The 11469-nt window shown below is 51.7% G+C and carries 9 protein-coding genes; all 9 read left to right on the top strand.

What is annotated here, in order from left to right; genetic code table 11:
• The coding region (gene murG / locus ABYW01_RS05620) for an undecaprenyldiphospho-muramoylpentapeptide beta-N-acetylglucosaminyltransferase (RefSeq protein WP_372831519.1) at positions 1–928 on the top strand (928 nt) is incomplete at its 5' end.
• Positions 925–2373: a UDP-N-acetylmuramate--L-alanine ligase gene (gene murC, locus ABYW01_RS05615; RefSeq protein WP_372831518.1), complete on the top strand. Its 1449-nt coding sequence runs from the start codon at positions 925–927 to the stop codon at positions 2371–2373. The genes murG and murC, both read left to right, overlap by 4 nt.
• Entirely contained in the window at positions 2370–3323 is a 954-nt protein-coding gene (locus ABYW01_RS05610; protein WP_193952116.1) for a D-alanine--D-alanine ligase, read from the top strand. Before murC ends, ABYW01_RS05610 begins: the two co-directional genes overlap by 4 nt.
• Positions 3323–4171, top strand: coding sequence for a cell division protein FtsQ/DivIB (locus tag ABYW01_RS05605; protein WP_372831517.1), 849 nt, complete (start codon positions 3323–3325; stop codon positions 4169–4171). The genes ABYW01_RS05610 and ABYW01_RS05605 overlap by 1 nt, the downstream gene beginning before the upstream one ends.
• A 5-nt stretch (positions 4172–4176) precedes the next feature.
• Entirely contained in the window at positions 4177–5433 is a 1257-nt protein-coding gene (gene ftsA / locus ABYW01_RS05600; RefSeq protein ID WP_372831516.1) for a cell division protein FtsA, read from the top strand.
• 110 nt (positions 5434–5543) lie between these two features.
• Positions 5544–6728, top strand: a complete 1185-nt coding sequence (ftsZ, locus tag ABYW01_RS05595; protein WP_372831515.1) for a cell division protein FtsZ — start codon at positions 5544–5546, stop codon at positions 6726–6728.
• 92 nt (positions 6729–6820) lie between these two features.
• A complete protein-coding gene (lpxC, locus tag ABYW01_RS05590) occupies positions 6821–7735 on the top strand; it encodes a UDP-3-O-acyl-N-acetylglucosamine deacetylase (protein ID WP_193952120.1) in 915 nt (304 codons plus the stop codon).
• Between the two features lie 265 nt (positions 7736–8000).
• Positions 8001–10757, top strand: coding sequence for a preprotein translocase subunit SecA (gene secA / locus ABYW01_RS05585; protein ID WP_372831520.1), 2757 nt, complete (start codon positions 8001–8003; stop codon positions 10755–10757).
• A 134-nt stretch (positions 10758–10891) separates the two neighbouring features.
• Positions 10892–11469: bifunctional ornithine acetyltransferase/N-acetylglutamate synthase (locus tag ABYW01_RS05580; RefSeq protein ID WP_372831514.1), on the top strand; the 578-nt coding region annotated here is incomplete at its 3' end.

The following is an 11469-nucleotide window of genomic DNA, read 5'->3' as shown; positions in this document are numbered from 1 at the left end:
GATCAAGTTGCACTGTATTGATGTGGCTGGCTTGCGGGGTAAAGGGCGTCTCAGTTTGTTACTCGCACCCTTTAAAGTGTTGCTGGCTATTTGGCAGGCTTTATCGGTATTGCGAAAAGTGAAACCCGATGTGGTTCTGGGGATGGGAGGGTTTGCCTCCGGTCCGGGTGGCGTAGCCGCTAAGTTGCTGGGTAAGCCGCTGGTTATCCACGAACAGAATGCCATTGCCGGCATGACGAATAAGATTCTCTCGCGTATGGCTTGGCGGGTGTTAGAAGCCTTTGAGGATGCTTTCCCCGGTGCAACAGATACCGAAACCGTGGGCAATCCGGTACGTGGGCCTATTTTGGGAATGAATGATCCGCGAGAGCGCTATCCGCAACGTTCGGGTAGAATTCGCTTGCTGGTGGTAGGCGGCAGTCTTGGGGCTAAAGCGATTAACGATGTGTTACCGCAGGTGCTGGCCGATCTGCCTGAAGATCAGCGCCCGGAAGTCTGGCATCAGACGGGAAAACGCACCTTTGAGGAAACGCAGGAACGTTATCAGCAGCTCGGTATTGATGCGCGTGTTGTGCCGTTTATAGAGCAGATGGATGAAGCTTATGGTTGGGCCGATTTGGTGTTATGTCGTTCGGGTGCCTTAACCGTCAGTGAACTGGCGATTGCGGGTGTTGCCGCGATCCTGGTGCCGTTCCCATTTGCGGTGGATGATCACCAGACTGCGAACGCCCGCTATCTGGCGCAGCTGGATGCCGCGCAACTGGTCCCGCAGCCAGCGCTGACGGCGGACTATCTGAAAGAACTGTTAACAGAACAATTCAACCAGCGTGAAACGCTGCTTGATATGGCAACGAAAGCTCGCGCGTTGGGACGACCTGAAGCGGGGCAGCGAGTTGCTGAAGTATGCCTGGAGGCAATGAAACGATGAGCGATATCCGCAACCCAAGCCTGTTCGAGGTGCCAGAGATGCGCCGAATCCGTGGTATCCATTTTGTGGGTATCGGCGGCGTAGGTATGTGCGGCATCGCCGAAGTCCTGTTGAATCAGGGCTACGAAATTTCCGGTTCCGATATCAAAAACTCAGCGACTACCAACCGTTTGGCGGAAGCCGGTGCCCGCATCTATATCGGTCATCGTGAAGAGAATGTAGAAGCGGCTGATGTTGTCGTGGTATCCACTGCGGTGAATGAAGAGAACCCGGAAGTGAAAGCCGCACGTGAGAAGCGAATTCCGGTTGTGCGCCGTGCAGAGATGCTGGCGGAGCTGATGCGCTATCGTCACGGTATCGCCGTTGCCGGTACGCATGGCAAAACGACAACGACCAGCTTGGTCGCATCGGTATTGGCAGAAGGTGGACTGGATCCAACATTTGTGATCGGTGGGCGCCTGAACAGTGCGGGCACGAATGCGAAATTGGGGGGCAGCCGTTACTTGGTTGCCGAAGCCGATGAAAGTGATGCGTCCTTCCTGCACCTGCAGCCGATGGTCGCGATTGTTACGAACATCGACGCCGACCATATGGAAACTTATGGCGGTGACTTTGGAAAGCTGAAGAAAACCTTTGTCGACTTCCTACATAACCTCCCGTTTTACGGTTTGGCGGTGATGTGTGTTGATGATCCTGTCGTACGGGAAGTGATGCCTGATGTCAGCCGTGCCATTGTGACCTACGGATTTTCAGAAGAAGCCGACTATCGCGCGACCGATTTGCGTCAGGAAGGCATGTACAGTCATTTCCGCGTGAGTCGCCCGGGGAACCATGATGATCTTGAAGTGACGCTGACCATGCCGGGCCGTCACAACGTATTAAATGCACTGGCATCGATTGCGGTGGCAACAGAAGAAGGTCTCGGCGGCGAAGCGATCTGTGAAGCACTGAAAAAATTCCAGGGCGTCGGTCGTCGCTTTCAGGTGTTGGGTGAGCTGCCGGTGGACGGCGGCGAGATTACATTGGTGGATGACTACGGTCATCATCCAACAGAAGTTGAAGCGGTTATTAAAGCTGTACGTGAAGGTTGGCCTGATCGCCGGTTAGTGATGATTTACCAACCGCATCGTTATACACGTACCCGTGATCTGTACGAAGACTTTGTTAAGGTCCTGTCTGATTCGGATTTGTTACTGTTACTTGAGGTTTATGCGGCGGGAGAAGAACCGATCCCAGGAGCGGATAGCCGGTCTATGTGCCGCAGCATTCGTCAGCGTGGCCGTATCGATCCATTGTTTGTTCAAAGTGCAGATGATGTGCACACGGTATTACGTGATGTGCTTGAACCGGGTGATCTGTTACTGACACAAGGTGCCGGGGATATTACCTCTCTGTCGCACAAATTAAAGAGCGTTTCTCTGCTGAAAGAGGAGAATAACGGATGACTACTTTCAGGGTGACTACAGAAGAGGCACGTCAGTTTGGGCGTGTCGCGGTGATCTACGGTGGATTGTCATCGGAGCGCGTGATCTCCCTGAGAAGTGGTGCCGAAGTACTTGGCGGTCTGCAACGTGCCGGCGTTGATGTGTTTGGTATCGATTTAGGCGGAGAGCAGGGTGACCTGAATCCGCTGACTCAGCTGATGGATGCGGAGTTTGATCGGGCATTTCTGATTTTACACGGCCCCGGCGGTGAAGATGGCACCCTTCAGGGGGTGCTGGAAATGCTGGGCAAACCCTACACCGGCAGCGGTGTGGCGGCGTCTGCGTTGGGTATGGATAAAGTTCGTTGTAAGCAGTTGTGGGCTGGGGCCGGGTTACCGACACCCGCCTATGCAGTTCTGACAGAGAGTACCGACCTTACCGCTGTCGGTGAGCAGTTGGGCTGGCCTATTTTTGTCAAACCCGCTCATGAAGGCTCCAGTATTGGGATTGCAAAAGTCACCAATCTCGATGAGTTAAAAAAGGCGTATCAGAATGCCGCAGAACTCGACAGTCTGGTATTAGCTGAACGTTGGATGAGTGGTGATGAGTTCACCGTCGGCGTTTTGAACGGTCAGGCATTGCCTGTGATTAAGCTGGAAACTTCGCACGATTTTTACGACTTCGATGCGAAATATGAATCTGACGATACCCGCTATCTGTTTGAGCACGGTTTGAACGAAACACAGGAACAGGCACTTAAACAGCTGGTGATCGATGCGTTTGATACGGCAGGTTGTGAAGGATGGGCGCGTATTGACGTGATGCAGGATGGCGAAGGTGCTTTTCAGTTATTGGAAGTGAATACCGCGCCGGGCATGACGGATCATAGTCTGGTGCCGATGGCCGCAGCGCAGCAAGGTGTGAGCTTTGAGCAACTTGTGGTTGAGATTTTAAGGCAGACGGTGCGTTGATGAATTGGTTTCGTTCACGTCAGAACGAAGAGATTGTAGAAGACGAGGACGCTGCGCAGCGGGGGGCGACTCGCGAAGCGATATCCGAAGAGGCTGAGTCTTTTGAAGCCGTGGCTGTCGATAAAGACCGGGATTGGTGGTTAAAGCCACTGTGGACGTTGACTGCATTGATGCTGTTTATTGGTGGGTTGTGGAGTCTTTACCTCCCTGTGTGGGGATGGCTTGATAAACCGGTTGCAGCGGTAAAGGTAACCGGCCCGGTGCGTCATCTGGATAAACCTGCGCTGGCAGACAATGTCGCGTCAACGCTGGAAGCGGGTTTATTAGGTATTGATATCGCCACCGTTCGAGAGCAGGTTGTGAGCCATCCATGGGTACGTAACGCGAGTGTGATCCGTGATTGGCCCCAGACTCTGGAAATCAGAGTTGAAGAGGAGGTGCCGGTCGCACGCTGGGGCGAAGACGGTCTCCTGAATCATGAAGGTGAGATCTTCTGGCCGGAGCTGAAGAAAGAATATGTGCGGCTACCGCGTTTAAGCGGTGCTGCTGAGGATACTGAGCAGGTGATGGCACAGTTCCACGATTTGAACCAGATGTTCAGACGGATTGGTCTGAAAGTGGTTGCACTGGATCTGGAAAAACGTGGAGCCTGGTCATTGGTGTTGGACAACGGTATTCGGGTTGTTGTGGGACGCAGTGCTGTGAATGAACGGTTGGAGCGTTTTCTTGACCTGTATACACGTGTTTTGTCGGCACGCGCTGAACAGATTGAATTAGTAGATATTCGTTACGCAAATGGGGTTTCCGTGAAGTGGAAACCAGAAGCGAATGATGAGAATGCGGGTTGAAAGAGATGGGATCGACAACGGAAAGTAACATGATTGTCGCACTGGATATTGGTACATCAAAAGTAGTGTGCCTGGTCGCGGACGTAGGTCTGGATGGTGAAGTAGAGATCATTGGTGTTGGTAGCCATCCCTCACGTGGTCTGAAGCGTGGTGTTGTTGTCAATATTGAATCCACTGTGACCTCTATTCAGCGTGCGGTAGAAGAAGCTGAATTGATGGCTGGTTGCAAGATTCATTCAGTCACTGTGGGAATTGCAGGCAGCCACATCAATAGCCTGGGTTCTCACGGTATCGTGGCTGTGCGAGAGCGGGAAGTAGCTGATTATGATCTGGAGCGTGTTATCGATGCGGCACAGGCTGTCGCGATTCCTGCCGATCAAAAGATCATCCACATCCTGCCGCAGGAATATGTGATTGATTCGCAGGAAGGGATCAAAGAACCGCTGGGTATGTCTGGCGTGCGTCTTGAAGCAAAAGTACATCTGGTGACCGGTGCAATCAATGCGGTGCACAACATCGAGAAATGTATCCGTCGCTGTGGTCTGGAAGTGGATAACATCGTGCTGGAGCAGTTGGCGTCCAGTTACTCTGTGCTGACTGAAGACGAGAAAGAGCTGGGTGTCTGTATGGTTGATATTGGTGGGGGGACAACGGATATTGCCGTGTTTACCGCCGGTTCTATTCGCCATACATCAGTAATACCAATTGCCGGAGACCAGGTCACCAACGACATTGCGATGGCGTTACGTACACCGACTCAGAGTGCCGATGAGATCAAGATCAAATACGCCTGTGCCTTGGCGCAGCTGGCGGGTCCGGAAGAGCTGATTAAAGTGCCAAGTGTGGGTGATCGTCCTGCTAGGGACCTGTCGCGACAGGCACTGGCTGAGGTTGTGGAGCCGCGTTACGACGAGCTGTTCACACTGATTCAGGCTGAACTGCGCCGCAGTGGATTTGAAGATCTGGTCGCCGCAGGCATCGTCCTGACGGGTGGCACATCCAAGATGGAAGGGGCTGTCGAGCTGGCGGAAGAGATCTTCCATATGCCTGTGCGTCTGGCCAATCCGAAAGGTGTGCGTGGGATGGAAGATATTCTGCGCAGTCCGATCTATGCCACAGGTATCGGGTTATTGCTGTATGCAAAGGACAATCAGGACTCGGATTTTGCCGCCGCATCAACGGATGAGCCAATAGCGATCATCGAAAAAAATAAGACAGATATTCTGACTCGGATGAAATCCTGGTTTCAGGGTAACTTTTGAAGCACTTACCAATGGAATTCGTGCGGTGACTGATGCAGTGTCACCGACAATGCAAGACAGAATGGATGCAGCCAGGCAGGGTGGCTGTGTCAAACAGGAAGGAGAGAGTTATGTTTGAACTGGTCGATAGCATTCCGCAGAGTGCTGTGATCAAAGTGGTGGGTGTCGGTGGCGGAGGCGGAAACGCAGTCCAGCACATGGTACAAGGCTCCCTTGAAGGCGTAGAGTTTATTTGCGCTAACACTGATGCACAGGCGCTGAGCAGCATGTCGGGTAACTCCGTCCTGCAAATTGGTGGAGAACTGACAAAAGGATTGGGAGCAGGTGCCAATCCTGAAATCGGTCGTAAAGCCGCGCTGGAAGATCGTGATCGCATTGCCGAAGCACTGACCGGCACGGATATGGTGTTTATCACGGCCGGTATGGGTGGCGGAACAGGAACCGGGGCTGCACCGATTGTGGCTGAGGTTGCCAAAGAACTGGGCATCCTGACCGTCGCTGTTGTGACTACGCCGTTCCCATTTGAAGGCCGTAAACGATTGCTACTGGCGAATGAAGGTTTGCGAGAACTGCGTGATTGCGTAGATTCCCTGATCATTATTCCAAACGCCAAACTGATGCAGGTCATGGGGCGTAATTGTACCCTGATGAATGCCTTCAATGCGGCAAACGATGTTCTGAAAGGCGCGGTACAGGGAATCTCAGATCTGATTACCCGTGGCGGTATGATCAACGTCGACTTTGCCGATGTACGCACCGTGATGGCCGAGATGGGTATGGCGATGATGGGTACCGGTGTCGGACGGGGTGAAGGTCGTGCATTGGAAGCTGCAGAAGCAGCAATCAAAAGCCCGCTGCTGGATAACGTCGACCTGAAAGGTGCCAGCGGCATCCTGGTGAATGTGACCGGTGGTGTTGATCTGAGCTTGGGTGAGTTCACCGAAGTGGGTGATCTGGTGGGTGAATATGCCGACGAGAATGCAACTATCGTGGTGGGTACGGTCATTGATCCGGAACTAACTGACGAATTAAAGGTCACTGTCGTAGCAACGGGATTGGATAAGCCGAAAGAAAAGGCGCCTGAAGTTAAAAAAGGGCCTAAAAAAGCGGACGGCTCACTGGATCTGGATGAGATCGATCTGCCTACCGTTTTGCGTCGTCAGCGTCAGGAAGCACTGAACGGCGGTAGGGCTAAGCAAGCAACAGCGCCGAAGGAAGAGGAAAGCAAACAGGGTAGACAAAGTGCGGATTCCTATTTGGATATCCCAACGTTCTTGCGTAAGCAAAACGACTGAGTCTCGGCTGATTGCGGTTGCTGTTACAATTATAACTTTGGTATAATCGCCCGTTATCTAAAACGCGCGCAGGGTATGTTACGGCACAAAATATGATCAAACAGAGAACTCTGAAGAACAGCATCAAAGCAACGGGTATTGGTCTGCACTCAGGTCAGAAGGTATATCTGACACTGAAGCCTGCGCCAGCGAATAACGGTATCGTTTTCCGTCGTGTTGATCTGGACCCTGTGGTCGATATTCAGGCTGCTGCGCATAACGTTGCTGACACTACACTGTCTACCAATTTGGGTAAAGATGGCGTGCGTGTAGCAACGGTAGAGCATTTGCTATCTGCAATGGCTGGACTGGGTATTGATAATGCCTTTGTCGAGCTGAGTGCCGAAGAAGTACCGATTATGGACGGCAGTTCAGCACCGTTTGTATTCTTGATTCAGTCAGCGGGTATCGCTGAGCAGGATGCACCTAAGCAGTTCATCCGTATCAAGAAAGAGATCACGGTGAGCAGCGATGGTAAATCTGCAACCTTCCGTCCGTTTGATGGTTTTAAGGTAGGTTTCAAAATTGACTTCGAACACCCTGCATTCGAAGGCCGCAATATGGAAGCTGTTCTGGATTTCTCCAGTACGTCTTTTGTAAAAGAAGTCAGCCGCGCGCGTACCTTTGGCTTTATGAGTGATATCGAATACCTGCGTTCTCAGAACCTTGTTCTGGGTGGTAGTTTTGATAACGCCATTGTTGTTGACGATTACCGAATTCTGAATGAAGACGGTCTGCGTTATGACGACGAGTTTGTAAAACATAAAGTATTGGATGCGGTGGGTGACCTTTACCTGTTAGGCAAAAGCCTGATTGGTGAGTTCTTTGGTTATAAATCCGGTCATTATCTGAACAACATGTTGCTGCGAGAACTGTTGGCCAATGAAGACGCGTATGAAATGGTGACCTTCGAAGACGAAGAAGCCGCTTCACCGATCTCCTATCAGAAGCCGGTTGTTGCGAACTAACTAACACACGTTAGTTGCACAGACTCTCCTTTATAAAAAGCCGAACCTCAGTGTTCGGCTTTTTTCTGCCTTTTTGTTAGATCTATCAACAAATATCCTGATCCCAGCTCGAACCATTGCATGGCTATTGACTAAAGTCGTGCATGGATCGAAATATTTGTCCCTTGAGATTCGAAACCACGCCCCAATAGAGTTAGAATGTTCCGTTAATTTGCCGGATATAATGGCCGGAAACCTTTGATTAGACAGGTTGAAAACTCAAAACATGCTGACCTCACTGTTCAAGAAAGTATTTGGAAGTAAGAACGATCGAGAACTCAAGCGCATGGGCCGTACGGTCAAACAGATCAATGCGCTGGAAGCCGATCTGGAACAGCTCTCAGATGAGGCGCTGAAAGCTAAAACCGACGAATTTCGTCAGCGGTTAGCAGAGGGATCTAATCTTGATCAGCTGTTACCTGAAGCATTTGCTGTCGTTCGTGAAGCGTCCCGCCGTGTAATGGGCATGCGCCACTTTGACGTGCAGATGATCGGTGGTATGACTCTGAACGAAGGTAAAGTGGCTGAGATGCGTACCGGTGAAGGTAAAACACTGGTTGCGACCTTACCTGTGTATCTGAATGCACTAACGGGTGAAGGCGTTCACGTTGTGACCGTGAACGACTATCTGGCAAGCCGAGATGCCGAGTGGATGCGGCCGCTTTACGAATCTCTGGGTATGACGGTTGGCGTTATTCTCTCAGGTCAGGATTCGGAAACGAAACGTGCAGCTTATGCTTCAGACATCACGTACGGTACCAACAACGAATTTGGCTTCGATTACCTGCGCGACAACATGGCCTTCAGTGCGGAAGAAAAAGCACAGCGTGCCTTTAACTTTGCGGTAGTCGATGAAGTTGACTCCATCCTGATCGATGAAGCCCGTACCCCACTGATTATCTCCGGGCCTGCTGAAGACAGCTCCGCCATGTACATGCGGATCAACACCCTGATCCCAAAACTCGAACAGTTTGATGGTGAGATCGATCCTAAGGATGACACTCAGGTTATCGACGAGCACTTTGTGGTTGATGAGAAAAACCGCACCGTAGAGCTGACAGAAGCCGGTCACAGCTACGTTGAAGAGCTGCTGACAGAGATGGAACTGCTGGGCGAAGGTGAAAGCTTGTATGCACCACAGAACCTGAGCCTGCTGCACCACGTTTTGGCCGGGTTGCGTGCACACAACCTGTTCCAGCGCGATAAAGATTACATCGTGCAGGACAATCAGGTTGTCATTGTTGATGAGCACACCGGTCGTATCATGCCGGGGCGCCGCTGGTCCGAAGGTCTGCATCAGGCGGTCGAGGCGAAAGAGGGCGTGGCGGTTCAGCAGGAAAGTCAGACGCTGGCATCAACCACCTTCCAGAACTACTTCCGTTTGTATAACAAGCTGTCGGGTATGACCGGTACAGCGGATACTGAAGCGTTCGAGTTACGTCAGATCTACGGTCTGGATGTGATCGTTATCCCAACTAACCGGGATGTGGCGCGTAAGGATATGAACGATCAGGTCTTCCTGACCATGGAAGAAAAATACGAAGCGATCATTGAAGAGATTCGCCGCACACAGGAACAGAAACGTCCTGTGCTGGTGGGTACCGCATCGGTTGAGTCTTCGGAACTGATCTCCGCGTGGCTGAAGAAACAGGATATTCAGCACAACGTACTGAACGCTAAAAACCACGGACGTGAAGCGGAAATTATTTCCGATGCGGGTCGTCCGGGTGCGGTAACGATTGCGACCAACATGGCCGGTCGTGGTACGGACATCGTGTTAGGCGGTAAGCTGGAATCTGATCTGGAAGCACTGACCGATCCGACCGAAGCGCAGATCGAGGAGACCAAAGCTGAGTGGCAGAAACGTCACGATGCAGTGTTAGAGGCTGGCGGTTTGCATATCGTAGGTACCGAGCGTCACGAATCCCGCCGTATCGATAACCAGCTGCGTGGTCGTGCCGGTCGTCAGGGTGATGCCGGTTCCTCCCGCTTCTTCCTGTCGCTGGAAGATGACCTGATGCGTATCTTCGCCTCTGATCGTGTGCGTCAGTTGATGCAGGCGCTGGGCATGGAGCGCGGTGAAGCGATTGAACACAAGATGGTCAGCAACGCCATCGAAAAAGCACAGCGTAAAGTGGAAGGTCGTAACTTCGATATCCGTAAGGCGCTGTTGGAATATGATGATGTTGCCAACGATCAGCGTACCGTGATTTACGGTCAGCGTAATGAACTGATGGCGGTTGATGATATCTCTGATACCGTGTCGGCTGTACGTGATGAAGTGGTTGAAAACACCATTGATGGCTTTATTCCACGGCAAAGTCTGGAAGAACAGTGGGATATTCCGGGGCTGGAAAAGGCACTGGAAAGTGAATTCGCTGTAAAACTGCCGCTTGAAAAATGGCTGGAGGAAGACGACAACCTGCATGAAGAGACTCTGCGCCAGAAGATTGAAGAATCTGTGGTAGAGGCTTACCAGGCGAAGGAAACTCAGGTCGGCGCAGAAACCATGCGCATGTTTGAGAAACAGGTGATGTTGCAGGTGCTGGATACCTTGTGGAAAGAACATCTGCAGACAATGGACCACCTGCGTCAGGGTATTCACCTGCGTGGTTACGCACAGAAAAACCCGAAGCAGGAATACAAACGTGAAGCGTTCCAGCTGTTCCAGGAGCTACTGGATAATATCAAGCAGGACGTTATCCGTATCCTGAGCCACGTTCAGGTTCGTCAGCCGGAAGAAGTCGAAGCGATGGAGCAGCAGCGTCGCGAGCAGGCTGAGCGTCAGAAAATGAACTACCAGCATGATGAAACGTCTGCGATGGGCGAGCAGGGACAAGGTGCTGAGCAGCGTGAAGAGAAGCAAGTTGCGGAAGGTTCAGAACAGCCGTTTACCCGTGACACACCAAAGGTGGGTCGCAATGAGCCATGTCCATGTGGTTCCGGTAAAAAGTACAAGCAGTGCCACGGCAAGTTGGTATAACTTAAACACGATACAAACAGGGGTGTGAATACATACCACCCCTGAGGTTAGAGAGTCGGGATTAGGTTGTCGGCTCTCTTAACAGCAAAGCAGCTTCGGCTGCTTTCTTTGTCTTTATTTACGGAGATATCGAAATGGCAGTAGGTCCGGATACCCTTCCTGAATTTTACCCGGTTGCAGGTTTTAAACTGGGAACTACGTCTGCAGGCATTAAAACACCCGGTCGCCAGGATCTGGTGTTGATGGAAGTGCCTGAGGAAGCATCTGTAGCGGGTGTATTTACCAAAAACGCATTTTGTGCGGCACCTGTGCAGATCTGTAAGCGCCACATGGAATTGAAATCTGCCCGATATCTGGTCGTTAACACCGGTAATGCGAATGCAGGTACAGGCCAGGAAGGTTGGGATGATGGTGTGCTGACCTGCAAAACCGTGGCTGATCTGATGGGGGTGACTGATGCAGAGGTCCTGCCATTTTCTACCGGTGTAATCGGAGAAAAGTTGCCCGTTGAGAAGATCGTTGCTGCGTTGCCTGCAGCAAAAGAGGCACTGAGCGAGAGCGGTTGGGAAGCGGCGGCCTCCGGTATTCTGACAACAGATACCCGTCCTAAAGGGGCCAGCGAGCAGTTGATCCATAATGGGCAGACAATCACGGTAACTGGTATCTCAAAAGGCTCCGGTATGATCATGCCGAACATGGCGACCATGTTGGG

The organism is Pontibacterium sp. (assembly GCF_041587635.1).
Classification (GTDB): domain Bacteria; phylum Pseudomonadota; class Gammaproteobacteria; order Pseudomonadales; family Balneatricaceae; genus Pontibacterium.
This window is presented reverse-complemented; position numbering and strand designations above follow the sequence as displayed.

What these genes read in the sequence shown, in the direction of transcription:
- secA (WP_372831520.1), top strand. Translation starts at nt 8,001, where the DNA reads ATGCTGACCTCACTGTTCAAGAAAGTATTTGGAAGTAAGAACGATCGA.
- ABYW01_RS05610 (WP_193952116.1), top strand. Translation starts at nt 2,370, where the DNA reads ATGACTACTTTCAGGGTGACTACAGAAGAGGCACGTCAGTTTGGGCGT.
- lpxC (WP_193952120.1), top strand. Translation starts at nt 6,821, where the DNA reads ATGATCAAACAGAGAACTCTGAAGAACAGCATCAAAGCAACGGGTATT.
- murC (WP_372831518.1), top strand. Translation starts at nt 925, where the DNA reads ATGAGCGATATCCGCAACCCAAGCCTGTTCGAGGTGCCAGAGATGCGC.
- ftsA (WP_372831516.1), top strand. Translation starts at nt 4,177, where the DNA reads ATGGGATCGACAACGGAAAGTAACATGATTGTCGCACTGGATATTGGT.
- ABYW01_RS05605 (WP_372831517.1), top strand. Translation starts at nt 3,323, where the DNA reads ATGAATTGGTTTCGTTCACGTCAGAACGAAGAGATTGTAGAAGACGAG.
- ftsZ (WP_372831515.1), top strand. Translation starts at nt 5,544, where the DNA reads ATGTTTGAACTGGTCGATAGCATTCCGCAGAGTGCTGTGATCAAAGTG.